Consider the following 25,877-nt stretch of genomic DNA (forward strand, 5'->3'; position numbering starts at 1 on the left):
CCCCCCCCCCCCCCCCCCCCCCCCCCCCCCCCCCCCCCCCCCCCCCCCCCCCCCCCCCCCCCGCTGCCGCTGTGCGCAGCAGGTGCGCTCCCAGCCGGGGCAGCAACTCCGCCTTGACGGCCTGCCAGGAGCGGATCTCCGCTGCCGACAGGAGCGTGGCGGGTTCGTCCCGCATCTGGAGCCAGACCGTGCATGCTGCCGCCAGCACCGACATGGTGGCCACTGCCGTGGCCGGGCCGCTGCCCATCGCGATCGCACCGTTGCCACGCAGAATCATCGCGTCCGCCGACCCCATCGCCTCGGCGAGCCTGCGGCCTCGGTCGGCCTCGCGGACCAGCAACGCGGACGGATACACCGGTATGTAGTCGCCGAGCCAGCACGCCTGACCATGTGTCGGGGCGATGCGGTCGGTGCGCATGCCGACGGCCAGCGAGGCCGCCGGCTGCGCACGAGCGATCGCTCCGGTCGCCGGGTAGCGCTGGTAGAGGGCCAGGTGGGCCCATGCCTCGGCCGGGCACCCGGGTGGCAATTCCGTGGCGGTCAACGGGACGCGGAGGCAGTCCGAAGCCGCGACGGTCGCCAAATCGGCCGCGGGGGTAATGACCATGTGGTCGACGTCCCTGGCGGAGACGTGCCCGAATGCGTCGACGAGCCCCAGCGCGGCCAAGGCTCGCGCCGCGTCGGCAACTTGGATATCGGTGGGGGAGCGCATAAGAGGTAACTGTATGCACTCAGGGGCGGCGGCACCACGCCGGAAGCAAAGTCGATGACCCTGCCGGGAACTCGTTCCGCTAGGTGAAATCTGCGAGCGTCCAACGTGACCAGCATCACTATTGAAGGTCAAGGTGTATACACTTCTGTTCGAAAGGATCCACCATGACCAGCGCTTTGACCGCCGCAGCATTCCAGGCGGTCGACACCCTCGACGCCGAGGGCTTTGCCGAGCTTTTCGCACCGGACGGCAAGATCACCTTCGGCAATTTCCCCACTCTCGAAGGCCGTGATGCGGTCGAGGCGGGCTGCGCCGGCTTCTTCGGCACGGTCGGTGGGATGCATCACGACATCGTCAACGAGTGGATCGTGGGCAAGAACACGATCGTCGAACTCGTGGTCACGTACACGCGTAAGGATGGCGGAAAGGTCCCGATCCCGGTGGTGTCGATCTGGACCGTAGGTGACAGCGGCCTGATCGACGAATACCGGGTCTTCTTCGACTTGGCGCCGGTGTTCGCATGAGCACGCGCAAGGCGACAGGACGCGTCGCGGTCGTCACCGGAGGCGCTGCCGGCATCGGGCAGGCGTTCGCCGAGCGCCTGGCCGTGGACGGACATGTGGTCGCCGTCGCCGACGTCGGCCCGGCGGACGAGACCCTGCGCCTGATCGAGAAGGCGGGCGGCCGCGGGTTCGCCGCCCATTGCGATGTGTCCTCGCCCGAGTCCGTGCGCGCATTCGCCGCCGAGGTCGAGGGCGAGGGCGAGCTCGGGCAAGTGGACGTCTTGGTGAACAATGCGGGCACAGGCCAGACCTTGATTGTCGACGGGCGGATGGATGCGGGCATGAACGAAAGTGAAGGACTTCATCGTGGCCTTCGTGACGGCTGAGAACGCCGGGCAGAACGTCCCGGCCTGACCCGACCGGCCGGACCTCCGCATGTGAGGTCCGGCCGTCCCGTCAGCCGTTGTCTCGACCATGACCACCGGCTGAATGCGTTCGTCTGGCCGGGAGGCTGTCGTACCGCCGGTGCGGTCGGCACCGGACCAGACTGGAGCGAGGCCCGCCGTCAGGTGAGGTTCTCCGCGATCGCGGTCGCGGCCGCCCTGGCGTCGGGCACGAGATCGATGAGGTGCCTGCGGCTCGAGCTCGCCGCCGGGCACGCCAACACGACAGCGGCGACGACCTTGCCCGACCGGGTGGTGACCGGGACGCCGACGGCGTTGACGCACTGCTCGCTTTCCTCGAGGCTGAGGGCATAACCCGTGCGGCGGACGACACCGAGCTCGCGACGCAGCGTGACAAGATCACGCATCGAGCCATCGCGCATGCGGACATGGCGGTTGGGGTAGAGCGCGACCAGTTCGGTGTCCGGAAGCTGGGCCAGGAGTACCTTGCCACCCGATGTGGTGTGCGCGGGGAGGAGAAGCCCGACTCGACTGGCGACGCGGAGCGCGTGGTTGCTCTCCACGCCGTCGACGAATCGGCAGCCGTTGCCCTGCAACGTCGCCAGAAAGGTCGTGTTGCCTACCTTGCGCGATAGCGCCGCCAGATAGGGGTGGGCCAGGGCGGCCGGGTCCTGCGGCGGCTCGGCGCCCGACGGCAACTGCGCCAGCCGAGGTCCCGGCAGGTAGACGCGTTTTCGGTCCTGTTCGGCGAACTCGTGTCGCTTGAGGGTCGATAACAGCCGGTGTGCGGTCGGGGGCGTCACCGACAGCAGCTCGGCGGCGTCGGCCACTCGCAACCGGCCGTGCTCGCGAAGAGCAATGAGGAGTGTGAGGACGTTCTCGGCTGAGGAGACCGACTCGTGCGACGGCATTGTCGCCGTGGTCATGACGCCACCATTCTGTTCTCCAGCCGGCCGATGCCGTCGATCTCGGTGACGACCAGGTCGCCGACGTGCAGGAAGGTCTTGCGCGGCATGCCCACCCCGGCCGGTGTTCCGGTCAGGATGACGTCACCCGGCTCGAGTGTCAGTACGCGGCTCGCGGCGGCGATCAGTCGTGGCACCGTGATCACCATGTCGGCGGTGGATGCTTCCTGTTTGATCTCCCCGTTGACGGTCAGCCGGAGTGTGAGGGCATGCGGGTCGCCGATCTGCCAGCCGGGAACGATTCCAGGCCCCAAAGGGCACGATCCGTCGAATGCCTTGTGCTGGACCCAGTCCCAGCCGAATGGCGGTTGGACCGCATCCTTCCTCGGGAACCGTCCGCGTGCGGACAGGTCGTTCGCGACGGTGTAGCCCGCGACGTGTTCGAGGGCTGTGCGCTCGTCGATATCGCGCCCGCCGGTGCCGATGACGACGGCCAGCTCGGCCTCCCAGTCCACGTCTGCGTTATCCGGCAGCCGCACATCGTCGTGCGCACTGACCACCGTCGTTGTCGGTGGCTTGAGGAAGAAGAACGGCTCGCCGTCGGGGTTCGGGCGCTGTGTGCCCATCTCCTGCGCGTGTCCGTAGTAGTTCGCCCCGGCGCAGAGTATCTTGCGGGGGTAGGTGAGAGGGGCGATCAGCTCGGCGTCCGGCGCGACCTCGAGTGCCGAGAGCTCGAGATTCTGGAGCAGCGGCGTGAACTCCTCCCACCGGTCGAAGACGTCCAGGAGAGTGCGAGCGGACAGCGACTGCGGCGCTCGACAGACTTTGCCCTCCGCGAGCACACCAATGCTCGGCTCGGCTCGGTTGTTCTCGACGAATTGGACGAGGCACCAACGCTGCGACGACATGCAAACCCCTTAGATCAGTGAGCTCACTAAAGTGCACACACTTTCGCGGGGGTTGTCAAGCTCGCTCGGCCCCGCTGTTCCGCAGGCCGAAATTTGCTGGGCAGTCACTTCTTCTCCCGACGTGCGAGACGAGAATTGTCCAGTGCCTGATTCCGCAAGGCGTGCCGAGCCGGATCCCGACACAGTGCTGGGCAAGGTGATGTCGGTGCTGCACGCGTTCGAGGTCGAGGACCAGGGAGTCGGTTTCGCCGAGTTGCAACGGCGTACGCGGCTGCCGAAGGCAACGCTGCACCGCATACTGGGCGATCTCGAGTCGACACGCCTGCTGGATCGGGTCGGCGGCGCCTATCATCTGGGCAGTCACCTTTTCGAACTCGGCATGCGGGCCTCGGTCGAGCGAGGCCTGATCGAGGTGGCCACACCCTTCCTCGAGGACCTCTGCGAACGCACCCATGAGTTGGCGCACCTGGGGCTCCTAGAGAGCCACGAGGTGGTGTACGTCGCGAAGATAGGTGGCCACCGGCAGGTGCGCTCGCCTTCTCGACTGGGCGGCCGGATGCCCTTGCACGCCACCGCCATCGGCAAGGCGCTGCTTGCCCATGCTCCCGCGGACGTGCGGCGGGCGGTCCTTGCGGAACCGCTGCCACGACTGGCGCCGCGGACGATCACCGCACCGGGGACACTCCGTAATCAGCTCGACGACGTGGTCGAGAGCGGGATCGCCTTCGAGTTCGAGGAGTCCGCCATAGGGATTGTGTGCGTCGCCGCGCCGGTGCTCGACGCCGATGAGCGGGTGGTCGCGGCGGTCAGCGTCACCGGTCCGGTAACCCGTTTCCGCCCGCGGCAGCACGCGGCGTCGGTGCGCGCTGTCGCGGACGGGATCGCAGCGACCCTGGCGCGGCGCGAGGCACTCCGGAAGCGGGATTGACACCGTCGCCGTCCGCGTCGCCTTGAAGTCCGACAAGGCGAATGACAACGGTGTCGTTCCTCTCTGCTACGGTTTCGCGTCGCACACCTCGGGAGGAAATCATGATCAAGTCTTCGTCCGTCACCGCCGCGCTCGCCATCGCTGCGGGCGCGCTGATCGCGCTGCCCGCCACGCCCGCGCACGCCCAGTCCCTGAACTGTGCGAAGGCCATCGAGCTGATCAACATCGCCATCGACACCACCGGCGGCACCATGGACGAGGCGACCGCGACCGCGCTGTCCGGCAGGCTGAGCGGCCTGGCCGAGACGGCGCAGGGCGCCGAACGGGATGCCATCGCGGCCTACGCAGGCGCTCTGATCGATGACGAGGTCGTCGACCTCACGCCGTTCACCGACGGACTCAACCGCGCCTGCGCCTGACCGCGCGCCCACCGGCTGCGCGGTGGATTCCCTGTCGGCAGCGGCATCGCCCAGGAGTCGGCAGGGAATTCGCGCAGTCGTCAAGCGTCGACCACCAGCAGCGGTCCCGGGAATCGGGACACGCACGGGTGGAAGATCTCCGCGGTATCCGCCGCGACATCGGTGCGATGGTCGGGACATTCGGCTTCGCCCCTGAGCACGCAGCTTCCGCGCGGCCATCCCGCCACTTTCGACGGTGTCGCGCCTTCCGTATGGAGCTTGTGCATGCGTGACAGGCGCGTACACCGAACCCCCGCTGCGGCGGTCGTGCGCTATGTAGTGGCCGTCGCCAGCTCGATCAGGCGGGCGCGGACCAGGTCGGGGCGTTCGTCGGCGATGAAATGTCCACAGCCGGTGACGGGTTCGAAGGTGTAGTCGTCGGCACGGGCGGTTTCGGGGGCGGCCAGCGAAGGATGGAGAGCGGCGTCGTCCAGTCCGAAGAGCGCGCGGATGGGGATGGTGGCGCGGCGGCGCTCGGGATTGCGTGCGCTGTTCGGGATTTCGCGCACCCAGAACGTTCGGTAGGTGTCGGTGGCGGCGCGGGCGCAGACCGGATCGCGGAAGCGGTCGGCAAAGATTCGCACCACCTCGGGGCTGACCGCGCTGCGGTCGGTGATCGCGGCGGGGATGAGTCGTTCGAGGACGCGGGTGCGCTGTTGTAACGGCATGCCCGCGATGGCGAGCAGCGGTTGATAGACGAGGAAGCGCCAGACATGGCGCAACACCGTTGCCGCCGGGACCCATGGATGCGCCATGTTCAGTGCGAGATAGCCGTCGAAACGTTCGGGCTGGCGCAGCACCATCAGGTATCCGACATAACCGCCCCAGTCGTGTCCGACGAGCAACACGCGCTCCAGGCCCAGCGCATCGAGGAGCGCGAGCACGTCGGAGGCGATGTCCTCCTTCGCCCACCGATGCGGCGGCGGGCCCGACCAGCCGTAGCCCGGCAGATCGGGCGCGATGATCCGGAGTCCCTCGGGCGGGTCGGCGAGCAGATCCCGGTACGCGTAATGGTGCTGCGGCCAGCCGTGCAGCAGCACGACCGGACGGCCGTCGACCGGCCCGGCTTCGGTGACGTGGAATCGGACGCCACGGGCGGTGCTGAACGACCGGCGCACGCCGGGTATGACTGGCGGTTCGGAAACAGCGATACCGTCGGTAACAGGCATGCTGGTCACGATAGTTCGCCGGGCGGGTTCCGGACTACCGTCTGCGGGTGGATCCGGCCACCGACCGTGGGTGGAGAGAACCGTTCGGCGCCGTCGTCGCATGGGGGAGCGTCGGCCGGTGAACGTGCCGCCCGATCATGGCGGGTAACCGCTCACCGTGCTTCGTCATCACGTCGTTGCTGTTGGGGCAGTGGTCGTATTCCATGGCCGATGCGACACGACCGCTCGACACGACGTGCTCGGCGACGCCGTCTCGTCCAGCACCCGCATTTCGGCCGCGGCCTTGCGTACGTTCGGGAAAAGAAAGGCGTGCCAGGAGCTTTCGCGCACTTCGACGTCCAATTCCACGGCGAGGACATCACAATCCGGCCGGGCTCTCTCGGCTGGGTTCCGGTCCGCGATCAGTCGGGCACCGAACTCGAACCTGGCCACCAGATTCCGATCGACGTCCTGCGTGCACGAACGGAGGCAGCCGAAGCGATTGCACGGAATCCGTATGTAGGAAGGCCGCACATGACACCTGAGATCGCGGAAAGGGTCCGCAATAATGCCGACTGCTTCGTGAAGAGCTCACTCGTGCCGAGGTCGCGGAACTCGAGGCCGACCGCCCGACGGAGTGAATGTTCGGCGCAGGAATCGTCACGATGCAGGGCAAACAGCCGGACGGTCGTGAGGGTGGCGCGGTCGGCGAAACCGGGCACCGATAGTCAATAGGTGGGTCGCCGTCGTCGGTGCTATCGTTCGGGCGCGGCCGGACCGACCGGTACGGCCGGTATTGCGTTGGGGGGTCCCATGTTCAATTGGTATGTAGGTCTGCTCGCCGTCAGTGGTGTCGTCATGATCGCGATGGCCCTGATGGAGAACGGGCAGAGCAAGGCTTCGCGCATCATCAACGCCATCTTGGGGCCCATCTACCTGGGCTATGCCATCTACCTGGCCTTCATCTTCGAGAGTGGCTCGTACTGGGTCTTCTTCCAGGCGTTCATCCTGCCGGTGCTGCTGGTGGTGGATTTCTTCCGGAACCGAACTCCGCGCCAGAAGCTGACCGAGACCCAGAAGGCGTGGCGTGAGCATCAGCGTTCCGAGCAGAAGCGGTAGGGCGAGTACACGCAAATCCGGTGCCCTACTGCACCATTCGATGTGTTGGTGTAGCGGACACGTGGCCAGGTCGCAGCGCACGAGCTACTGGGTCGGGGCCCTGGACTGTCTACTGCCAGATGTCGTGCCGCAGTTGCGGAGTCATGAGCTGCGGTGTGCCAGGTATCTATCCGACCGTCGCGTCGCGCGTCTGCCCGATAGTCGACGCAACGTCATTCGGGGTATGCGGCGATCTCGTTGTCGCCTTTCGTGCTGCCCGTGTTCGGCAGCGCCTAGCGTGGCGGATAGTGCGGCGAATACCCCACAACTAGACAGGGACGACAACGATCAACCTGCGTCAGGTTGGCCGAAGATGGTACGGCCACGGTCGACGGTGACCACCGAGCGACTGAATGACGTTGTGCTCGTTGATGGCAACCTTCCGTTCCATCGAGCTCGCTCCACCCGCTGAATGATCGCAGGTTCGGTTCGGATGCTCTCGGTGCGTTCGTGGTTGCCATGTCGGGTATCGGATCGGGATCTGGAGGCGGGGTGTCAATCGTCGTCTGGCGCCGATGTCGCGACGGGGTCGCGGTGTTGTGCGCCGTCACTCCGGCCGGACATCGACCGAAGTTGGGAGTTGAGCAGGTCCAGCAGGTAGGCCAGTTTCTCGGGGTCGCCTTCGCCCTGGATGCGTCCGGCGGTGAACGCGTCCGCGATCGTGGTGCGTCCGCCGATGACGGCGGCCACGGTGGCCGAGTCGGAATGCAGAACGGCGTCGACGGGTGTGTCGTGTGTGCCGGACAGCACGTCGGCGTGTCCGTCGGCGATCCGCAGCCGGGTGACGCTGTCGTCTACGTGGAACTCGTATTCGGCGCACAGTCCGGGTGATTGTCTGGCATTGAGGCTGTCGGCGAGGAACACAAGCCACCATTCGGCACGGAAACTCTCCTCGGCCGACCGAGGGGCGTCGGTGAAATGGCGTGCGCCCCACATCGCGAGCGGGACGGCGGCTCGGCCGAGTTCGCGACCGATATCGGTGAGTTCGTAGGCAACGTGGACATTGGGCGGATCGAGCAGGCGCCGCCTGAGCACGCCCTCGGCCTCGAGTTGCCGGACGCGGGTCGCGAGCAGGCTGGTGCCGATGCCGGCGAGCGCCTCGGCCAGATCCGAATACCGTTTCGGCCCTGACATCAACTCGCGCACGATCAGCAACGTCCAGCGTTCGCCGACCACGTCCAGAGCGTGCGCCAACCCGCAGTACTGGTCATAGGAACGTCGACGCACCATGCGGTCACCCTACCAAGCAAGGACCTGAAATCGACGCTATCTGCAAATATGTATAGCTCACTTTAATTTCTTATGTTAGCGTGGTCGCGGGTCGGTCGGGGTCGGTGGGTTCCGAGCAAGCGTCCGACGTCGACCGAGACGGAAACACCTGGTCGTGAGGAGTACCGGATGTCGGAAACGGCGACTGTCTGCACATTGGACGGGAACGTGGTCATCGACGGTGCCGCGTTCGCTGCCGAGGCCGAGCGGCTGACGAACGGGGCGTTGGTCGAGGAGTGGATTGCTTGGTATCACCCCGAAGCCGTCGTCGAATGGATCGTCGACGGCGCATACGAGCGGCACGTCGGTCTCGATGAGATCCGGCCCAAAGTTGTGCGACTGCGACCCGAAGGCGGTCGACTGGGCCTGCCCGCCGATTTCCTCATTGCCGCCGACGGACGGATTCTCGCCGCCAGATACGGCGAACATGCGGGCGACCAATGGTCGGTCGACGAACTTCTCGATCTCGCGGCACAACACACCATCTGAGACAAGGAGAACCGACATGGCACGCGCCACGACGACCACAACATCGAGCTCGGCCGAGCCGAAAACGGAGTTGATCGACGAGAAGGCCGAGTTCGTCGACTATTTCGCCGCGGGTCTGGCGAAAGGCAACCGGGACGAGTTTCTCGAGCACTTCCTGCCTCGCGTCGCTGCCGACGTTCGATACCGGCAGCCACTGGCGCGGCGCGGATTCGGACCGGAAGGTTTCCGGCGAATGTTCGACGGCGTATTCGCGGCCGCACCGGACCTGCACGGCGTCGTGCACCGGTGGGGACCCACCGACGACGGTGTGCTCGTCGAATTCACCCTCACCGGGACACTCGGCCACCGATCCGTGTCGATCGACGTCGTCGATCGCATCGTGCTGCGTGACGGCGGAATCGCCGCCAACGACACCTACTTCGACTCGGCATCGCTGGTGCCGCGGCTGCTCGCGCATCCGATCCTGTCGCTGAAGCTGTTGCCGCGATTCTTCCCGACCGCCGCCGAACGCGCGGCATCGCGCAAGCACTCCCGCACCGAAGGGATGCAGCCCGTGACCACCACACCCACCACCGGCGTCCGCGCCGACGCGCTCGACCGCATGGCCATCGGGCGGCTCGTTCTCGCCGCCATCTCGCTGACCGCCCCCAGACAGTTCGCCAGGGCGGTCGGGATCAAGAGTTCCCCGGAGCTGACCTACCTGACCCGGATCTACGGGGCACGTGCCTTGGTGATGGGTCTGGGCTACCTGACCGGCAGCGAGGAGGAACGCGCCCGCTGGAAGCGGTTCGGGCTGGTCGTCGATACCTCCGACACCCTCACCGGTATCGCCCAGCTGGTTCGTCGCGACGTTCCAGTGCGTGCCGCAGTCAGCATGCTTGCACTGACCGGCTCCTATGCCGCGGTCGGCGCGGCCGAGGTCGTGTCGGACCGACGAAGGTGAACTCGTCCAGTGTGGTCCACGAGTGACATCAGCCGCGAAACGGCAATAGGCGTTCTGCAACGCTGAAAGTCGGCATGCCAGGGTCCGGGAACGGCGCCTGTGATAGATCCGATTCGCCGTTGACCAGGGAAAGTCGGGCTTCTCACCTTCATGTGCGTGCACAGGAGGTCGCTGCCTACGGTCGGTGCTGTGACCGAGAAGACGATTCCTCTGTTGATGGCTCGATCCATTGAGCCGGTGGCCGATTTCTACACCGCGTTGGGGTTCGAGATCACGTTCCGCCAAACCAAGCCCTACCAGTTTCTGAGCGTGAAGCGTGGCGGTATCGAGCTGAACTTCCATGGAGACAAGGCTTTCGATCCGCAGTCGTGCACGCATGGCTGCCTGGTCGACACCGATGACGTCGACTACCTGTACGTGGTCTTCACCGCGGCGCTGGGCGAGGTCTTCGGGTCGGTGCCCACGCAGGGCGTCCCTCGGGTGGGCGTATTGAAGGACACGACCTACGGGGTGCGACAGTTCCTGATGACGGACCCCGGTGGGAACACCATCCAGATCGCGCAGCTGATCAGTGAGGACCAGCGACACCGGCCGGTGCCGCGGTCGACCTTCGACCGAGCCGTTCACTTGGGCTCGCTGTTCGCCGATTCCAAACAGGACCTGGAGTTGGCAGTGAAGGTCCTCGACCGTGCGTTGCACCGAACCGACGAGCGGCCGACGCCGGTCCAGCTGGTGAAGCTGCTGGTACTGAGAGCCGATGTGGCGCTTCGCCGCGGCGAGACGGACCTGGCCCGAGAACTGTTGGCTCGGGTCCGAGCGGCAGGGGTCAGCGAACCGGAACTGATCGATGACCTGCGGCGAGCCACCGAACTCGAAGCCGCACTGTGACAGGGATTCCCGCCGCCGCGTCGCCTGGATCGTGATCAGCGGCCGAGCACGAGTCGGACCGGCCGAGCAACGGCGCCGCGGCCTGCTGCTGGCAGAACCGGGCAATAGCGAAGTGAACGCGATATGTCTCGCGACGCCGACCCGCCGCGCACGTTGCGACGACAGAACATCAGCCGCTGTGGTGTCATTGCTGTCGATAGCCTCGCTCGCTGTGATGGAGGTGGGGGATGTCCGGCACGACCCTGTTCGCTTGGACGCTTGTCGCTCTGCTCGGTGTGATGACGCCCGGCATCGACACCCTGCTCGTCCTTCGAACCACCATCCTGACCGGGCGTCGGGCAGGTTTGGCCACCGTCGCAGGGATCACCCTCGGGTACTTGGTCTGGGCGGGCGCGAGTCTGGCCGGTCTCACGGCCGTACTGGCTGCGTCGGAGACCGCCTACGACGTCGTCCGCATCGCGGGTGCCGTGTACTTGATCCGGCTCGGTGGGAGCGCCATTTGGAAGTCCCTGCCGCGCAATAGAGCACCGGGCATCGGCGAAAATACCGCCACGGCTCCGATGGCTACGCGGGCGACGGAGGCTCTGCGCGCGGGTGCGATAACCAATCTGCTGAATCCGAAGGTCGGCGTCTTCTACATCAGTATCCTTCCGCAGTTCCTGCCCGTCGGTTCGGCCACGGCGGCGTCAGGAGCGGTGCTCGTTGGCATCCATATCGCCGTCACTTTCCTCTGGTACCCGGCACTGATCTGGACGGCGAGCAAAGCCCGGCACATGCTGCTGCGTGAGCGGGTGCGCGCCTGGATGGATCGAATCAGTGCCACCGTCCTGATTGGGGTCGGGCTGAAGCTGGCCGTGCAAACCCGTTGAGCCGCAGCCAGCTCCATCGACAATTGGCCGAGCAGTAGGTGTGGCCCGACCGGCGTCCCACGTACACAGCTTGGGCCTGTTGTGAAATGGCAAGACGTGGGTGGTGGCTGTCGTAATTCGTCGGGGAGCCGTTGGTTGATGGCGGCGATGTGGATGGTGGCCAGGTAGCGGACGGCGAGTTTGTCGAATCAGGCTGTGAGGACAACGGGTTTGGATCGGGAGCGGGGTCGGCTCAGCGGTGTCCGCCGGAGTGGTCGTGGGCGCAGACGTCGGTGCGGCGGCCGTCGGGGCCGACTGCTGCCTGCCCGGCGCCGTGGCCTTCCAGGGCGGCGAACGGGCCGCACTGGTGGACGGTGATCCAGACGTGGACCATCGGGTTGCCCGCGCCGGGGTTGATCGAGCCGGGCGGGCAGGCGCCCTGGGCGTCGGTGATTCCGGCGACCCGGGGGCCGTTGGCTCCCGCGCTCCAGCAGAGGTTGTCGTGGACGTGCCACTGCATCAGCGAGCCGCCGTAGTCGACGAGTTCGGGGTCGTCGAGCCTCTTGTCCGCGATGTACATCGCCGAAACCAGGGTGCGGTTCCGTCCGTCGACTCGGTAGACGAGCGACTCCGGGCGGGTCGCGTCGAGGAACCGGCCGTCGCGGATGTAGGCGGAGTTGATGTAGTGCTCGTAGCCGGTGGACGAGTCGCCGATGGAGCGGTAGCCGAGGGCTCCGACGGATTGCACGTCGGCGAAGGCGGGCAGGTTGTCGAGGGTGCTGCGGATCAGCGCGGTCGCGCGCTGTTCCTGCGCGGCGGTCACGCCGGGGACGCCGGATACGTCGATCGGGTTCGCGGGGTCGAACGGGCGCGGCCACTGTGCGCTCGCACCGTGGTCACCATGGTCGCCGTGCGCTCCTTGGTCGGCATGTGCGTGGTCGTCACCGTGCGCGGTCTGATCGCCGTGTGCGTGGTCGTCGCCGTGGCTGTGCACGTGCCCGACTCCGCCGAGCATCGCCGCCACCGCCAGCACACCCACCGCGGTCGCGGCGATACCGGTCCGCATCGCGGGCAGCTGCGCCTGCGGCAAGGCCAGCGCGACTCCGGCCGCCACCGCCGCCAGCACACCCAGCGCCGCGCACACACTGTCGATGAACTGCGGGGCTTCCGCGTCCAGCCCGTCGATCCACGGGACACTCGCGAACCGGGTGTAGACCCACATCGCCGCCGCGAACAGGTTGACCCCGACAACCGCCGCAGTCACCGCGCGGCGTGGGCTCAGCGTCGCCAGCAGCCCGGCCACGCATTGCAGCGCCGCCAGCGCGACCATGAGCCGGGCCAGTGTGGCGTGCTCGGTGTGCAGCCCCGCGGCGAACAGGTGCAGCGCACCCGCCCCGATCGATGCCAGGCCGCCGAGTAGCAGAAATCCGTTGCGCCCGTTCGCCATATTCGCCGTCCTACTCTCTCGCGTTCCGGACATTATCCTGTCGAGTTGAACCACCTTTGTCGCGTTCGTGAGAGAACTCTGAGGCTTCCGCGTTCACCCCGGGGTGGAGAACGGGTTCGGCGTCGACGGAGGATGGCACCTCGGTGTAGCTCGTCGGGCAACGCTCACCCGGGGGGGCCTACCCGCGCAACGGGGTGGCGACGACGCCGCTGCGAGCGATGGTGTCCGGCAGTCGTTCCCGATGAACTCGAGCGGACGCAGTGCAGTTCCGCGAACACGTCGCCGACAAGACTCCGTCGCGGTAGCCTGCCGGGTACCGTGTTTCACCACCCATGGATTCGACAAGCCGAACAAAAGCCCTGCCTTCCAACGTAATTGGGACGATGCCCACCTGATTGTCATTCACAGATGGTGGTGGAGGTCGACTCGCGACCATGCACAGCTACCGCCGCGATTGGTCGCGGGCTGCCCTCGCCACTTCGATCGAAACGACCGCACGCTGACCACTACGCTACCGCTGTCGACGGCGGTCGGGGACCACGATTTCACCGATGGCCGGGTGATCATCGCGCCGACGCCCGACGCCCGACGTCGGCGATGGGGCTGGCCACCGACTCGGCGACAACGCCATGGTCAACGGTGTCGGCAGCTCGGCTCAGATGGGTGCCGCGCCGCGCCGCAAGCGGTCGTCGAGGATGACTCCACCTGCCCGGATACTCCGCGCGCTCCGAGCCGGACACGCCCACGCGAAGCGGCGGCCACGGCCCGCCCGACCGCCTAGAGTCATCGGCTATGGGAGGTAAGCATCGCGAGGGTGACCGCATCGACTCCGTCGCGTTCGCAAGCGTCCTCGCTGCGGTGCAGCGTGATCGGGAAGTCTCGGCCACGCACAGCGGGTTCGCCGCCCGGGCGCTGGCCGTACAACCGGAGGTTCCGGCGTGGATCGCATGGTTGTTCGAGCATGCCGGTGAACAACTGGCGCGGATGGCGCACCAGATGCATTACCCCCTCGACCACACCGGACACCCCGACCGGCATACCGCCGACGAATGGCTGATCATCCAACGCGCCTACCATGCCGAATTCTCCGCTCGCGCGGTCGAACGCGCCCGCCGATTCCACAGCGACCGCCCCGGTGTCGTCACGGCCCATGCCCCCGAGTTGCCCGACGACAGCGAGTTCTACGCAGCGCTGGCATCCGGCCGGGAATGGACCGGACACTGGTATTCCCGCGACCCGATCGAAGCCTGGGAAATATCGAGCTCACCGGCCTGAAACCGGCTGACACGCGAGCGCGGGTGCGTGGGTCGTCCTCGCGGAAGACGAACCGGTCGAACTTCGGCGGGGTGTCCACCGGCGTCGCGCTGGATCACCCGAGCACATCGTTCCGATCACGCCCGAGCCTTGCGCTGGCATGCGCCGGAGATCATCATTCATCGATAGGAGAACACCGCGCACGTCGAGGGCGATCCCGCGAATCATCTCGGGCGGACGGTGTTATGGGCCGGTTCGAGCGCACTCCAGAGCTTGCCCGAACACTTCGAAAAGCACCTCGCTCAGATCGTCCTCACCTCCTGGCTTCGAACCAGGGCCGTCGATGCCGACGGGAGCAACTAGGGCCTGCCACCCGCCCAGGGTCTCAACTGCTGCGGATTCGGTGTCCGAACCGCGCCCCTGAAACCCGCCCACCCGGAAGCGGTCATCCCATAGCGAAGGAGCAAACAATGTCCACCATCCACTTCAAGGAGACGACGAGTTCGACACCGGAGCAGTTCGTGGCGGCGCTGACCGATTTCGGGCCGGGCCGCTCGCAGGTGTTCGGCAACAGCGCCGACCGATATCTCGAGGTCCACGACCAAGGCCGACGTGAAGCCGACGTCACGGAGGGCTCGCACGGCATCTGGGAACGCCTGCACTACGACTGGTCAGACCCTGACCGCGTCGTCATGACAACCACCGACTCGAACGTGTGGGGCGGCCACTCGGGTCACACATACACCTTCACGCGCCGGCCCGATGGGACGACCGATGTGGATGTCGTCGTGGTGCGCGAGGGCAAGAACCTCAAGGGACGGGTCCTGGGAGTCGTGGTCGGGACCGTCGGCGGACCCGTGTTGAAGCAGGCCTTCGGAAAGACCGTCAAGGCGATCGAAGCCCGCGACAGCGGCAGGGGAACGCCCGAACGCCCGTGACGGGTGGCCCTCCATCCACCTCGAGTAGAGACCGATGCCGCCGATGTCGAAACGCCAATAGTCGGATCAGATGCTCTCGACTCCGGTGCGATCCTGCGCGGGAGGCAGTCCCCCGTTCGCGTGCCGCCACCGTTACCCGGCCTTGCGGCCGACGCCCAGTCGCTCGGCCGCTTCGACCGGACCGACACCGGCTAGCTCAGCTCCCGGTAACGCCAAATGCCGTTAGGCTCTATGCTTTCCAGCCACTCGCACACCCGTCTCTCGGCAGGAGGTTGCGACAACTCTGTAACGTGTTGCGGAATAGCTTCGAATGCATCCCATGTAATCAACCACAACAACATTCGGAGCTCAGTATGCGAATCTCGGCTCGAGCACTGGCGATGTGCCTGGCAACTCCCGCTGTCGCAGTGGCCCTCACGGGGACGGCCACCGGAACGGCCGCCGCCGAGCCCGGCTGCTCAGGATCGATGAACGGCCCATGGGCCTACAACGGGATCTGCCAAGGCGGTGCGGGCAGCTACCGACTCGAGATCGATTGCATCGGATACAATTTCACCGCCTTTCCGCCGATTCTGGGCCAGTACACGGCGCGCGAAGACCTGTCCGACGGGCAGGCGGGCACGGTGGCTTGCTTCGGCCCCAACTGGTCCAGCGCCGGTTGGGGAGTGAGCGGGCGCATCTTCCGGCTCTGACCGGAGGCTCGAATGACCGCCCGCGGGACTGGCTTTGGCGGTGGTCGGCCACGCCGTGCAAGACTGGTTCGCTGTGAAGATCCGTGGTGATGCGCGGCCCGCCACGCTGTTTGCGGCCATGCCGACCCTGGTGGTCGATACCGCCCTCACCGTGGCGGTGACGGCGGCTACGACGCTGCCTGTGGTGTTCGAGGGGCGGTCGTGGTGGGTGCTGCTGCTGGCGGCATCCGCTTCGGTGCCTGTGCTGTGGCGGCGCCGGGCGCCGCTGGTCGTGTTCAGCGTGGTCGGCCCGGCGCTCATCTGGCTTGCCTGCGTCGGCGCTATGCCCGCGCTGCCGTACGGAACCATCGTGTGCGCGTACACGATTGCCGCCTACAGCCCGCCTGCGCGCCGCGCGGTCGCCGCCGTGAGCGGGATCATCGGCATCCTGATCTCGCTGATCGTGCCCAACGAATCTCCGGATGCGTACGGCTACGCGGCGATGTCGTTTCTGACGGCGTGGACGCTCGGAACCGGGGTGCGGGCCAGACACGCTCACATCGTTCTGCTGCAGGAGCGCGCGCTGCGGCTCGAGGAGGAGCAGTCGGCCGCGGTCGCCAACGAGCGGGTCCGCATCGCGAGGGATATGCACGATATCGTCACCCACGCGGTGGGGCTGATGATCGTGCAGGCCGAGACCGGCCCCCTGCTCACCCACACCGATCCCGATCGCGCCGCCGCCGTCTTCGCCGGTATCGCGGACACCGGGCGTGATGCGGTGCGACAACTGCGCGGCAGTCTCGAGACATTGCGCGGCGACGCCGATCCTCGACACCAGCCAGGTATCGCGGCGATCGCCGACCTGGTCGAACTGACCAAGCGTGCCGGGCTGACCGCCACCTACCGTGCGTACGGCACGCCCCGGACGTTGCCCGGCGAGGTCGAGGTCGCTGCATACCGGGTCGTGCAGGAGGCGCTGACCAACACGGTCAAGCACGCACATGCCAGCGATGTGCAGGTGGTGCTGTGCTGGTCCGATCAGTGGCTGACGGTGCAGGTCCGTGACGACGGTACAGGCGACGCCTCGGGCGCGTATTCGGCCGGGTACGGCCTGCGCGGAATGCGGGAGCGGGTCAGTGCGTGCGGCGGCCTGCTGCACGACGTCCGATCCGATTGCGGGTTCACCGTTTTCGCCGAACTACCCATCGCGAGGGTGAGCTGAACATGCGTGTACTCATCGCCGACGACCAAGAGCTTTTCCGCGTCGGATTCGAGATGATCCTCGACGCGGAGCCTGATATCTCCGTCGTCGGCACAGCGGCCGACGGACAGGACGCCGTGGACCGGGTGATCGCGACGGCGCCGGATGTCGTCGTGATGGATGTGCGAATGCCGCGCCTCGACGGCGTCGCCGCCACTCGGCAGATCTGCGCCCGTACGGCGGCAAAGGTGTTGGTACTCACCATGTTCGACGCAGACGAATATGTGTACGCCGCGCTACGCGCCGGCGCGAGCGGCTTCCTGCTGAAGGACATGCGTCGTGCGGAGTTGGTCTCGGCGGTGCGGGTGATAGCGGCGGGGGAGTCGCTGCTCGCGCCGACGGTGACCCGCCGGCTGATCGAGGACCTGACTCGTCGCGGCGCTCCCCGGCCCGACCTGGCGCACCGACTGGCCGAGTTGACCGAACGCGAACGCGACTGTCTCCGCCAACTCGCCAGAGGTCAGTCGAATGCGGAGATCGCCGCGGCGTTGGTGGTCTCCGAGCACACGGTCAAAACGCATGTCAGCTCTGTGCTTTCGAAGCTGGGCTTGCGAGACCGTCTGCAGGCGGTGGTATTCGCGTACGAAGCAGGATTGGTCGTTCCGGGCACACCCGCCTGAGCGTCCGAGCGGTGGCGCTGCGACGGGCCGACAGCGCGAAACGCCGGGATTCGAACCGCTCTCGAGAGGGAGTGCCGGTTCATTCTTGTCGGCGATGCGTCGTGTCCGCCGCATGACGAGCATTCCAGGTGACCTTCCCAGATCCGAGGAGTTCACCGTTGAAGCGTCTGGTAACCGCCTGCGTGGCAATCGTTCTGTCGGCCCTGCTGTGGTTTCTCGGCACCGGCCTGCACCCTTTGCCGTGCGTTGCTTTCCTCGCGCCCCTGCCGGTGCTGCTGCTCGCCTCCAGGGCGTCGGGCGGTGTGGCGTTCCTTGCCGGGCTGCTGTCCTGGCTCGGCGGTGCCTGCCAATTCTGGCCGTATTTCACAGGAACGCTCGAACAGCCGCCGGTCGCACCGGCGGTGCTGCTCGGCGGCACCTCGGTGGCTTTCGGCCTGCTGGTCCTGCTCACTCGCGCGCTGCTGGTGCGCAACCGCCCTGGGCCGGCTCTGCTCGCGCTACCCGTGGGCTGGGTGACAGTGGAGTACCTCATTTCGGTCTTCGGCTCGATCGGTGCGTGGTGGAGCCTGGCATACACCCAGACCGATGTATTGCCCGTCATTCAGTCCGCCGCACTCACCGGTCCGTGGGGCATCACTTTTCTGATCATGCTGCCTTCCTCCGCGATCGCGGTGTTGACCGCACCGAATGTGACCCGCGCGCAACGGCTTCGCCTCGGCAGCGGCACAGCGGCACTGCTCACGGCGACACTCGCCTTCGGCTACACGCGGATGGCGCTGCCCACGGACTCGGTGGCGGTTCGCGTCGGCCTCGTCGCCTTGGCTCAGCCCGATGACTACGTTCCGGTCGACAGCGCAGCAGGCCAGGATATGGTCGCGCGTGCCGTCACCGAGATAGATCGACTCGCGGACCAGGGCGCCGAGGTGGTTGTACTTCCCGAAAAAGCCTGGCGTGCTACCGAATCCACGCTTCCTATGCTGTCCGGTCCGCTGACCGAGGTCGCCGCGCGGCGCCATACGACCGTGGTCGCGGGGCTGGTTCTCGCCAGGCCGGAGGCCGCCGTCAATGCCGCCATCGCGTATCCGTCCGGCGTCGTCTACGCGAAGCACTACTTGATTCCCGGTCTGGAAGACGAGCTGCGCCCGGGCACTGCATGGCAGCAAGTCCCCGGTACTTCATGGTCACTCGCGATTTGCTACGACCTGGACCGTCCGAGTCTCGTGCGCGCCAACCGGAACCGCGGCGCCACCCTGATGCTGGTCCCGGCATTGGATTTCACCGTCGACAAGTGGCTCCACAGCCGCATGGCAGTCCTGCGCGGCGTCGAATCCGGCGTCGGCGTCGCCCGCGCAGCACAACTCGGCGAGCTGGTCGTCGGCGATGCCACCGGCCGTGTAGTGGCCTCGGCGGCGACCGACACTGCGCATGACCGAACCGTCATCGCCGACATCCCCCAGCCCACTTCCGCCACCCTCTACGCACGCTTCGGTGACTGGTTCGGATGGCTCGCGGCGGTCTTGGCGGCAGCCTGTGCCGCCGCGGGATTCGCGCCGGCCCGCCGCACCGCGCCGGCCGGTGCGGGATCCGGCACCGTCCGTGTACGGGCGCGAAGGTAGGTTCGTTCCCGTGTACGTGAAGATCTGCGGACTGACCTCCGTTGCCGCTGCGGACGCGGCCATCGCGGCGGGCGCCGACGCGATCGGTGTCGTCATGAACCGGACCAGCCCCCGGCGACTGGAGTTCGGTGCGGCTGCCGAGATCATCGCGGCGGCCGGTGACCGGGTCGACACAGTCCTCGTCGTCAACGACATGTCCGCCGCCGATGCCGCGGAAAACGCCGCGAAGCTCGGCGTGGCGGTGCTGCAGTTGCACGGTCCGTACACGCGCGAGGACTTCACCAACGCGTTGGCGATCGTGCCGAGAGTATGGCGGGCGACGTCGCTGAAGAGCGACCCCGACCTCACCGTTGGCGCATTCGGCGAGGAGGCGCTGCTTCTCGACGCACCGAAGCCGGGGTCCGGTGAACGGTGGGACCTCGCCAAGCTCGGTGCCCGCAAACCCGAGGGCAAGTGGATGCTCGCGGGCGGACTGGGCCCCGACAACGTCATCGAGGCAATTCGCGCTGTACAGCCGTGGGGCGTCGATGTGTCCAGCGGTGTGGAGGCGAGCCCGGGCGTCAAGGACCTGCAGAAGGTTCGTGACTTCATCACCGCGGCGCGCAGCATCGGCGGGGCTTGACCGCGATCGCTTGCCGGCAGGCGTACGTATCGCACTCGAGCAACATCGGACACCGAGGTGTGGGGATCCACACCCCTGGGGTGGCTATTTGCTGAGCGTTCGCTACTCGACGATGGGAGTACCCATTCCCCAATCACTCGAGCGAGGAAGAACGGGCCTTATGTCGATCACCCTTGGTCAGGCACTCCTCACCCGCACAGCTACGCAAGCGCATGAGCACGCAACTTCGTCGGCGCCGCCGACGACCGTACCCGTCATCGAAGCCATTGCGACCGGTGCACCCAGCCTGGTCCTCGACCAATCCGTCGCAGCGGACTGGGTTGCTGGGCAATTCACCGATCCGGAGCAGCAAAGCCGGATCAGGCGCATCTTCCGCAAGACCATGATCGACACCCGGCGGTTCGCGGTGGACCCGCTGGATCCTCGAGTTCATGCGCCCGGCGGCAAAACGGCGACGATCCAGGATCGCATGCAGTTGTTCTACCGCCACGCCGTTCCACTGGCGGTCGATGTGGCGCGACGCGCGCTCGACGGTGTCGACCCTGCCGACCTCGGACTTCTCGTGTTCGCCACGAGCACCGGCGTCATCGCGCCCGGCGTCGATGCCGCGGTCGTCGAAGAACTCGGACTGCCTCGGTCGATCGCTCGCCTGGTGGTCAACTTCATGGGCTGCGCGGCAGCGATGAACGGAATTCGCACCGCCTCGGACTTTGTCCAGGCCAATCCGGACAAGAAGGCGATGGTCTTGTGCATCGAGCTCAACTCGGTGCACGCCGTCCCCGTCGAAGACATCGACGACGCGGTGATCCGCAGCCTGTTCGGAGACGGCTGCGGCGCGGTCGTCATCGGGGCAAACCGAGGGGAGGAGCAGGTCGAAGCCGGGACGATCGTCATTCGGGACAAATTCACCCACCTGTGCGAGGGCACAGAAGACGGCATCGCGGTCGGCGTCAACCACGACGGCATCACGTGCGAGTTGTCCGAGAACGTACCCCAGTACATCTACGACGGCGTCGCTCCCGTCGTCGGAGACGTTCTGCGCCGCAATGGATTGCGGCAGCAAGACATCGATGTGTGGGCAATCCACCCGGGCGGGCCGAAGATCCTGCTCGAATCCGCGCGATCGCTCGGCCTCCCGCCGGAAGCCTCGTCGACGAGCTGGCAGGTTCTCGGTGAATACGGAAACATGTCGAGCGTCTCACTGATCTTCGTGCTCGAACGGATCGCCGGTGAGGCTGCGGCGGACAAGCCGATCTCGACGGGCGTCGCGTTCTCGTTCGCGCCGGGCGTCACGATCGAGGGATTCGTCTTCGACGTTGTGCAGGCTTCCCACGCCGTCGTGCGGTCGTCCCGGTCGGCAAGCGGCCGGTGGGCGTCGCCTCTCAACCGAGTTCGTGGTGGCGTCGAGCGTCGCTTGATGGATCGGCAATTCGAGTAGTCGGGTACGCAGGAATCGCTCGCGCCGCGGGTGGATCGTGTCACCACGCGCTTCGGCGGGCAGATCCGAGGAACTTCGCTCCTGATCGCACCGGCGGCCCGGCTCAAGGGTCCAGCCGTGGCTCGCGAGGTGTCGCACGACAGGCAGTCGCGACGAGCGGAGGAAATGATGGCAAGCTTTGTATCAGGGCGTTTCGACGAGGACGCGCTGCTGGAAGAGATTCTCAACGATCCGGATACCGGCACCAAGAAGCTTCAGGCGGGTAGCCCGCCGGAGAGCGTCAAGTAGGTGCAGCAAGCGTTGTTCGATCTGACCTGGACGCAGCGGATCGACACACCCGTGTCCGACCGGTCCCAGTTCGTCATCGGTACTTACGGGCCGCTGACGACGAAGACGGTGAAGGCCTACAAGACGCATTACGACATCCGTTTTCCGCCCGGTGACCCGAACGGTTTCATCGATGGACTCACGGGACCCCGCACGCTCGCGAAACTCGATCGCCATTGCGTCCTCTTCGATCTGTGTGACGCGAAGCTGGCCGGAAAGGCAGTCGAAGTGCGTAATGCGACCGGCCGCGAACACGATTCGCCGACGTTACCCATCATCGGGACCAAGGGAGCAATGCGGCTGCGTTCCGGGGGCGGAATACCCGGAATTCTGAGCGGCCTTTGGTTCAAGAAGGGGTTGGGCACTTTCGAGGTGTCGGGACCCATTTTCATTGCCTACCAAGACAAAGGAAGCGAGAGCGGGGATCTGGGCTTCCCGTCCACCGACCAGCAGGCAGGTGATGCGCCGGGGCGCTTCTTTCAAAAGTTCGAAGGCGGCGAGATTCGGTTAGAGGATGGTCAGACATTCGTCCTGCTCGGCGATCCGCCGAACGACATGGATGTGTCGGCAGACTCGTTCTGACCATTCACGACGCGTGGACCGCGCGGTTGCTCAGGATGTGCGATGGCGGCATGTTCATCTCGCCCTCGTCGGGCCAATGGCCGGCGGCTGACCCTTCGTGGGCGCCGCCGGCCTCGAACCGTCGCTGCGTCAGCAGTTGCTGGGCGCGGGCTCACCACGAACCCGGGCGCCGAGCCAGTCCAGCACCTGGGGTGCGCCGATCATCGCGGCGGACAGGTGTTCGGGCGCGGACACTCGCAAAGTCTGCAACGGCACCCCGGCCCCGCACCAGCGGCTGTCGGTGTTGACGATGGCGTCGATCGGAATCAGCGGGTCGGTCGGCGAATGCCATTCGAACATCGGTATCTGCGGCACCCCGGGGTAGAGCTCCAGGCTGTTCTGCTCCACCACCGCCCGGGCTTCCGGGCTGTCGAACACCGAGGTGTTGGCGACGTAGTCGCGGACACCGGTGTTGGCGCCTATGGCGAGGAGTTCGTTGGTGCAGCTGTTGGCCAGGGCGTCGCGGACCGCGAGACCGCGTGGATTGAGGTACGAGGTGAGCGCCACCTGGTCCGGATACTCCCGTTCCAGACCCATCGCCACCGCCATCACCAGTCCGAAGGCCGGATGCGAACCGTCGCGCACCGCCTCCGCCATGGTCACCAGGTTCATCGGAACGCCGCCGATGGCCGCGCCCGCGAGTGCCAGCTCCGGCGCGTACGACGGTTGCAGCGCCGCCGCCCACGAGCTGGCGATGCCTCCGCCGGAGTAACCGGCCATCACCACGGGACTGTCGTGCAGGGCGAGCTCGGGTAGTCGTTTGGCCGCACGGATGCCGTCCAAGGTGATTTGACCACCCAGCCGGGCGGCTCCGAGGGCGAACTGCGGCCCGAGATGATCCGGCAGCGCGATACTCCAGCCCTGCTGCAGAAACACGTTCAGGAACGGCGCCGTGGTCGTCAGATTCAGATCGCCGGTGTACAGCTTGCGCGATACGGCACAGTCGGTGCCGAGCGAATTGATGAAGTGCTGATATGACAGCAGCGGCGCGTCGGGCCGGTGGCCCGCGGGCGTGACGATCGTGGTGGTCGCCGCGATCGGTGCGCCGTGCGAGTCGCTGGACCGGAATTCGACCAGCCGCACGGTGGCGCCGGGAAAGAGCAGCAGCGGCGGCATCTCCCGGACTTCGAGCACGTCACCGGGTCTGTGCGCCGCCAGATCTGGCGGCGCGGCGTAGAACGGGTCGGGATCGGGCCGCGGATACAACGGTGCCGCGGTTGCTGTCGCGACGAGCAGCAGCCCGAGTGCTGAACCTCCGAGTGCGCCGAGTACGTCGGTCACACGGTTGCGCTTGGCGCCGAGAAAACGAAGAAACGGACGAGTCACGAGCGTTGACCTCCACGAATAGTGCGCGGATTTCGTCGACCAGCAATCTTCAATCCGAATGCTATATCAGCAAATACTCAGCGACACGTCAAAGGGTAAGCCGAAGTCTCGGCGTGCATGTCCCGAATCGACTCCGAAGGTGCTGATCTAGGTGGAGAAGTCGTAGAAAGCGACCGAGAGTCAGCTTTCTAGCTGCTGTTTCGCCTGAGGGAGGAGATCTCTGGACACAAGCGCGGCCAGCGGCCGCAGATTATGATCCGTCCTGCGCCTGCATCTCGATCGGCGGGTGTCGTCTCGATCAGTATCTGGGCGATCGCAGAGCTATCTCACCCGACGGCACAGCGGCCCGTGGCCGAATGGCCATGGGCCGCTGGATCCGTCATCCGGTCGCGGTCACCCCGCCGCCGGCGCCTCCTGATCGGCGGGGCGCACCGGCGTGATCGGCAGTACGAGCGCGGCGGGTGCGCCGGCCGGGACCGTGGGCTTGGCCGGGGCGGTCGGCGAAATGCGCTGGTATCCGGCGCTTTGCGGGGGCCTGGAATCCACCTCGCCCTTGTTGGGCCAGAAGGCGGCCGCGCGCTCGGCCTGCGCCGTGATCGTCAGCGACGGGTTCACGCCGAGATTCGCGGAGACCGCGGCGCCGTCCACCACGCTCAGCGTCGGGTAGCCGAAGACGCGGTGGTAGCCGTCGATGACGCCGTGCGCCGGGTCCGCGCCGATGGTGGCGCCGCCGAGGAAATGCGCGGTGAGCGGGACGTTGAAGATCTCACCCCAACTACCTCCCGCGATGCCGCCGATCTCGTCGGCCACCTTGCGGGTCACCTCGTTGCCGACCGGGATCCATGTCGGATTCGGCTCGCCGTGGCCCTGTTTCGAGGTCAGCTTGCGCCCGAACAGGCCGCGCTTGGTGTAGGTGGTGATCGAGTTGTCCAGGTGCTGCATCACCAGCGAGATGATGGTGCGCTCACTCCAGTTCTTGGTGCTCAGGAACTGCAGCAGCTGCATCGGGTGGCGCAGTATCAGCAGCACGAACCGCAGCCAGCGCGGGATGCGGCCGCCGCCGTCCACCATCAGCGTCTGCAACAGGCCCATCGAGTTGGAACCCTTGCCGTAGCGGACGGGTTCGATGTGGGTGTCCGGCGTCGGGTGGATCGAGGACGTGATCGCCACGCCTTTGGTGAAGTCGACGCCGGGGGTGACCTTCCTGGTCGCCGCACCGACGATCGACTCGGAGTTGGTGCGGGTCAGCACGCCCAGACGATCGGAAAGGCCGGGCAGCACGCCCTTGTCGCGCATGTCGAACAGCAGCTTCTGGGTGCCCCGGGTGCCCGCGGCGAGCACCACGTGCGCGGCGGTGTAAGTCTTGGGCTGCTTGCGAACCAGTGCGCCGGTGCGCTTGGTCGCGACGTCCCAGGTGCCGTCGGGCAGCGGCCGCAGCGCGGTCACCGTGGTCATCGGGACGACCTCGGCGCCCGCCTGCTCGGCCAGGTAGAGGTAGTTCTTCACGAGGGTGTTCTTGGCGCCGTACTTGCAGCCCACCATGCAGTCGCCGCATTCCACGCAGCCGGTGCGCTCGGGTCCGACGCCGCCGAAGTACGGGTCGGCCACCGTCTTGCCCGGTTCGCCGAAGAACACGCCGACGGGGGTCTGCACGAAGGTGTCGCCGACACCCATGTCCTCGGCGACCTTCTTGAAGATCTCGTCCGCCGGTGTCATGTGCGGGTTGCGCACCACGCCGAGCATCTTCTGGGCCTGCTCGTAGTAGGGCGTCAGCTCCGCGCGCCAGTCCGTCATGTCGCGCCACTGCGGGTCCTGGAAGAACGGCTCCGGCGGGACGTAGAGGGTGTTGGCGTAGTTGAGTGAACCGCCGCCGACGCCCGCGCCGCCGAGAATCAGCACATCGCGCAGCAGGTGGATGCGCTGGATGCCGTAGCAGCCGAGCGCGGGCGCCCAGAGGAATTTGCGCAGGTCCCAGCTGGTCTTGGGCAGCTCGTCGTCGGCGAAGCGCTGACCCGCCTCGAGCACGCCGACCTTGTAGCCCTTCTCCACCAGGCGCAGCGCGGTGACGCTGCCCCCGAAACCGGAACCGACGATGAGTACATCGAAGTCGGTTGCTCGCTGGGACATGCGCGGAACTCCTCGGTTTGTCGGCAGTGACCCGCGTTACGCTAATGC

Annotated in this window: 25 protein-coding genes and 1 pseudogene; 18 read left to right on the forward strand and 8 right to left on the reverse strand. The window is 66.5% G+C overall.

Annotated features, from left to right (window positions below):
- The coding region (locus tag AC3EO7_RS16590) for a class II aldolase/adducin family protein (protein WP_435591667.1) at positions 1 to 712 on the reverse strand (712 nt) is incomplete at its 3' end.
- Between the two features lie 176 nt (positions 713 to 888).
- On the opposite strand from AC3EO7_RS16590, the gene AC3EO7_RS16595 reads away from it, so the two are divergent.
- Both AC3EO7_RS16595 and AC3EO7_RS16600 read left to right on the forward strand, forming a co-directional pair.
- Positions 889 to 1,236, forward strand: coding sequence for a nuclear transport factor 2 family protein (locus AC3EO7_RS16595; RefSeq protein WP_431970213.1), 348 nt, complete (start codon positions 889 to 891; stop codon positions 1,234 to 1,236).
- Positions 1,233 to 1,601: an SDR family NAD(P)-dependent oxidoreductase gene (locus tag AC3EO7_RS16600; RefSeq protein WP_435591668.1), complete on the forward strand. Its 369-nt coding sequence runs from the start codon at positions 1,233 to 1,235 to the stop codon at positions 1,599 to 1,601. Before AC3EO7_RS16595 ends, AC3EO7_RS16600 begins: the two co-directional genes overlap by 4 nt.
- Before the next feature lie 179 nt (positions 1,602 to 1,780).
- Here the strand turns inward: AC3EO7_RS16600 and AC3EO7_RS16605 are convergent, their stop codons facing one another.
- A complete protein-coding gene (locus AC3EO7_RS16605) occupies positions 1,781 to 2,545 on the reverse strand; it encodes an IclR family transcriptional regulator (RefSeq protein ID WP_431970211.1) in 765 nt (254 codons plus the stop codon).
- Positions 2,542 to 3,432 carry a fumarylacetoacetate hydrolase family protein gene (locus AC3EO7_RS16610; RefSeq protein ID WP_431970210.1) on the reverse strand — a complete coding sequence of 297 codons (891 nt, stop codon included), beginning with the start codon at positions 3,430 to 3,432 and terminating at the stop codon, positions 2,542 to 2,544. Before AC3EO7_RS16610 ends, AC3EO7_RS16605 begins: the two co-directional genes overlap by 4 nt.
- Before the next feature lie 199 nt (positions 3,433 to 3,631).
- On the opposite strand from AC3EO7_RS16610, the gene AC3EO7_RS16615 reads away from it, so the two are divergent.
- Together AC3EO7_RS16615 and AC3EO7_RS16620 are read left to right on the forward strand one after the other, a co-directional pair.
- The gene (locus AC3EO7_RS16615; RefSeq protein ID WP_435591770.1) at positions 3,632 to 4,360 is read left to right on the forward strand and encodes an IclR family transcriptional regulator; all 729 of its coding nucleotides are present in this window, start codon (positions 3,632 to 3,634) and stop codon (positions 4,358 to 4,360) included.
- A 101-nt stretch (positions 4,361 to 4,461) separates the two neighbouring features.
- Positions 4,462 to 4,779, forward strand: a complete 318-nt coding sequence (locus tag AC3EO7_RS16620) for a hypothetical protein (RefSeq protein WP_431970209.1) — start codon at positions 4,462 to 4,464, stop codon at positions 4,777 to 4,779.
- 311 nt (positions 4,780 to 5,090) lie between these two features.
- Here AC3EO7_RS16620 and AC3EO7_RS16625 read toward each other — a convergent pair whose 3' ends face one another.
- Positions 5,091 to 5,987 (reverse strand): alpha/beta fold hydrolase, encoded by an 897-nt coding sequence (locus AC3EO7_RS16625; protein WP_435591669.1) that lies wholly within the window; start codon positions 5,985 to 5,987, stop codon positions 5,091 to 5,093.
- A gap of 792 nt (positions 5,988 to 6,779) precedes the next feature.
- Between AC3EO7_RS16625 and AC3EO7_RS16630 the strand changes: the two genes are divergently transcribed.
- On the forward strand, positions 6,780 to 7,085 hold the full coding sequence (locus tag AC3EO7_RS16630) for a hypothetical protein (RefSeq protein WP_435591670.1): 306 nt from the start codon (positions 6,780 to 6,782) through the stop codon (positions 7,083 to 7,085).
- A gap of 534 nt (positions 7,086 to 7,619) precedes the next feature.
- On the opposite strand, the gene AC3EO7_RS16635 is transcribed toward AC3EO7_RS16630, so the two are convergent.
- Entirely contained in the window at positions 7,620 to 8,354 is a 735-nt protein-coding gene (locus AC3EO7_RS16635) for a winged helix-turn-helix transcriptional regulator (RefSeq protein WP_435591671.1), read from the reverse strand.
- 384 nt (positions 8,355 to 8,738) lie between these two features.
- Between AC3EO7_RS16635 and AC3EO7_RS16640 the strand changes: the two are divergent.
- The 4 genes and pseudogenes from AC3EO7_RS16640 to AC3EO7_RS16655 all read left to right on the forward strand — a co-directional run.
- Positions 8,739 to 8,882, forward strand: a pseudogene (locus tag AC3EO7_RS16640) (AhpC/TSA family protein); the annotation flags it as partial.
- Positions 8,883 to 8,898: 16 nt separating this feature from the next.
- Positions 8,899 to 9,825 (forward strand): nuclear transport factor 2 family protein, encoded by a 927-nt coding sequence (locus AC3EO7_RS16645; RefSeq protein ID WP_435591672.1) that lies wholly within the window; start codon positions 8,899 to 8,901, stop codon positions 9,823 to 9,825.
- A 189-nt stretch (positions 9,826 to 10,014) separates the two neighbouring features.
- The gene (locus AC3EO7_RS16650; protein ID WP_435591673.1) at positions 10,015 to 10,713 is read left to right on the forward strand and encodes a VOC family protein; all 699 of its coding nucleotides are present in this window, start codon (positions 10,015 to 10,017) and stop codon (positions 10,711 to 10,713) included.
- A gap of 227 nt (positions 10,714 to 10,940) precedes the next feature.
- The gene (locus tag AC3EO7_RS16655) at positions 10,941 to 11,582 is read left to right on the forward strand and encodes a LysE family translocator (RefSeq protein WP_435591674.1); all 642 of its coding nucleotides are present in this window, start codon (positions 10,941 to 10,943) and stop codon (positions 11,580 to 11,582) included.
- Positions 11,583 to 11,814: 232 nt separating this feature from the next.
- Here the strand turns inward: AC3EO7_RS16655 and AC3EO7_RS16660 are convergent, their stop codons facing one another.
- Positions 11,815 to 13,008: a hypothetical protein gene (locus AC3EO7_RS16660; RefSeq protein ID WP_435591675.1), complete on the reverse strand. Its 1,194-nt coding sequence runs from the start codon at positions 13,006 to 13,008 to the stop codon at positions 11,815 to 11,817.
- Positions 13,009 to 13,800: 792 nt separating this feature from the next.
- Here AC3EO7_RS16660 and AC3EO7_RS16665 point away from each other — a divergent pair.
- The 9 genes from AC3EO7_RS16665 to AC3EO7_RS16705 all read left to right on the forward strand — a co-directional run bounded on the left by AC3EO7_RS16665 (position 13,801) and on the right by AC3EO7_RS16705 (position 22,337).
- The gene (locus tag AC3EO7_RS16665) at positions 13,801 to 14,283 is read left to right on the forward strand and encodes a hypothetical protein (protein ID WP_431970201.1); all 483 of its coding nucleotides are present in this window, start codon (positions 13,801 to 13,803) and stop codon (positions 14,281 to 14,283) included.
- A 449-nt stretch (positions 14,284 to 14,732) separates the two neighbouring features.
- On the forward strand, positions 14,733 to 15,200 hold the full coding sequence (locus AC3EO7_RS16670; RefSeq protein ID WP_431970200.1) for a hypothetical protein: 468 nt from the start codon (positions 14,733 to 14,735) through the stop codon (positions 15,198 to 15,200).
- A 467-nt stretch (positions 15,201 to 15,667) separates the two neighbouring features.
- The gene (locus tag AC3EO7_RS16675) at positions 15,668 to 15,892 is read left to right on the forward strand and encodes a hypothetical protein (RefSeq protein ID WP_431970199.1); all 225 of its coding nucleotides are present in this window, start codon (positions 15,668 to 15,670) and stop codon (positions 15,890 to 15,892) included.
- A 73-nt stretch (positions 15,893 to 15,965) separates the two neighbouring features.
- The gene (locus AC3EO7_RS16680) at positions 15,966 to 17,093 is read left to right on the forward strand and encodes a sensor histidine kinase (protein ID WP_435591676.1); all 1,128 of its coding nucleotides are present in this window, start codon (positions 15,966 to 15,968) and stop codon (positions 17,091 to 17,093) included.
- Positions 17,090 to 17,752 carry a response regulator gene (locus AC3EO7_RS16685; protein ID WP_435591771.1) on the forward strand — a complete coding sequence of 221 codons (663 nt, stop codon included), beginning with the start codon at positions 17,090 to 17,092 and terminating at the stop codon, positions 17,750 to 17,752. Before AC3EO7_RS16680 ends, AC3EO7_RS16685 begins: the two co-directional genes overlap by 4 nt.
- A gap of 158 nt (positions 17,753 to 17,910) precedes the next feature.
- Positions 17,911 to 19,368, forward strand: a complete 1,458-nt coding sequence (locus tag AC3EO7_RS16690; protein ID WP_435591677.1) for a nitrilase-related carbon-nitrogen hydrolase — start codon at positions 17,911 to 17,913, stop codon at positions 19,366 to 19,368.
- A gap of 10 nt (positions 19,369 to 19,378) precedes the next feature.
- Positions 19,379 to 19,990, forward strand: coding sequence for a phosphoribosylanthranilate isomerase (locus AC3EO7_RS16695; RefSeq protein WP_435591678.1), 612 nt, complete (start codon positions 19,379 to 19,381; stop codon positions 19,988 to 19,990).
- A gap of 160 nt (positions 19,991 to 20,150) precedes the next feature.
- Positions 20,151 to 21,428 (forward strand): type III polyketide synthase, encoded by a 1,278-nt coding sequence (locus tag AC3EO7_RS16700; RefSeq protein WP_435591772.1) that lies wholly within the window; start codon positions 20,151 to 20,153, stop codon positions 21,426 to 21,428.
- Positions 21,429 to 21,716: 288 nt separating this feature from the next.
- Positions 21,717 to 22,337, forward strand: coding sequence for an LGFP repeat-containing protein (locus AC3EO7_RS16705; RefSeq protein WP_435591679.1), 621 nt, complete (start codon positions 21,717 to 21,719; stop codon positions 22,335 to 22,337).
- Positions 22,338 to 22,466: 129 nt separating this feature from the next.
- Here the strand turns inward: AC3EO7_RS16705 and AC3EO7_RS16710 are convergent, their stop codons facing one another.
- Positions 22,467 to 23,657 (reverse strand): lipase family protein, encoded by a 1,191-nt coding sequence (locus AC3EO7_RS16710; protein WP_435591773.1) that lies wholly within the window; start codon positions 23,655 to 23,657, stop codon positions 22,467 to 22,469.
- Positions 23,658 to 24,095: 438 nt separating this feature from the next.
- Positions 24,096 to 25,829, reverse strand: a complete 1,734-nt coding sequence (locus tag AC3EO7_RS16715) for a GMC oxidoreductase (protein WP_435591680.1) — start codon at positions 25,827 to 25,829, stop codon at positions 24,096 to 24,098.
- Between the last annotated feature and the right edge of the window lie 48 nt (positions 25,830 to 25,877).

The organism is Nocardia sp. bgisy118 (assembly GCF_057708605.1).

What these genes read in the sequence shown, in the direction of transcription:
- AC3EO7_RS16665 (WP_431970201.1), top strand. Translation starts at nt 13,801, where the DNA reads ATGGGAGGTAAGCATCGCGAGGGTGACCGCATCGACTCCGTCGCGTTC.
- AC3EO7_RS16605 (WP_431970211.1), bottom strand. Translation starts at nt 2,545, where the DNA reads ATGACCACGGCGACAATGCCGTCGCACGAGTCGGTCTCCTCAGCCGAG.
- AC3EO7_RS16660 (WP_435591675.1), bottom strand. Translation starts at nt 13,008, where the DNA reads ATGGCGAACGGGCGCAACGGATTTCTGCTACTCGGCGGCCTGGCATCG.
- AC3EO7_RS16625 (WP_435591669.1), bottom strand. Translation starts at nt 5,987, where the DNA reads ATGCCTGTTACCGACGGTATCGCTGTTTCCGAACCGCCAGTCATACCC.
- AC3EO7_RS16670 (WP_431970200.1), top strand. Translation starts at nt 14,733, where the DNA reads ATGTCCACCATCCACTTCAAGGAGACGACGAGTTCGACACCGGAGCAG.
- AC3EO7_RS16645 (WP_435591672.1), top strand. Translation starts at nt 8,899, where the DNA reads ATGGCACGCGCCACGACGACCACAACATCGAGCTCGGCCGAGCCGAAA.
- AC3EO7_RS16620 (WP_431970209.1), top strand. Translation starts at nt 4,462, where the DNA reads ATGATCAAGTCTTCGTCCGTCACCGCCGCGCTCGCCATCGCTGCGGGC.
- AC3EO7_RS16615 (WP_435591770.1), top strand. Translation starts at nt 3,632, where the DNA reads ATGTCGGTGCTGCACGCGTTCGAGGTCGAGGACCAGGGAGTCGGTTTC.
- AC3EO7_RS16655 (WP_435591674.1), top strand. Translation starts at nt 10,941, where the DNA reads ATGTCCGGCACGACCCTGTTCGCTTGGACGCTTGTCGCTCTGCTCGGT.
- AC3EO7_RS16635 (WP_435591671.1), bottom strand. Translation starts at nt 8,354, where the DNA reads ATGGTGCGTCGACGTTCCTATGACCAGTACTGCGGGTTGGCGCACGCT.
- AC3EO7_RS16700 (WP_435591772.1), top strand. Translation starts at nt 20,151, where the DNA reads ATGTCGATCACCCTTGGTCAGGCACTCCTCACCCGCACAGCTACGCAA.
- AC3EO7_RS16630 (WP_435591670.1), top strand. Translation starts at nt 6,780, where the DNA reads ATGTTCAATTGGTATGTAGGTCTGCTCGCCGTCAGTGGTGTCGTCATG.
- AC3EO7_RS16675 (WP_431970199.1), top strand. Translation starts at nt 15,668, where the DNA reads ATGAACGGCCCATGGGCCTACAACGGGATCTGCCAAGGCGGTGCGGGC.
- AC3EO7_RS16610 (WP_431970210.1), bottom strand. Translation starts at nt 3,432, where the DNA reads ATGTCGTCGCAGCGTTGGTGCCTCGTCCAATTCGTCGAGAACAACCGA.
- AC3EO7_RS16600 (WP_435591668.1), top strand. Translation starts at nt 1,233, where the DNA reads ATGAGCACGCGCAAGGCGACAGGACGCGTCGCGGTCGTCACCGGAGGC.
- AC3EO7_RS16715 (WP_435591680.1), bottom strand. Translation starts at nt 25,829, where the DNA reads ATGTCCCAGCGAGCAACCGACTTCGATGTACTCATCGTCGGTTCCGGT.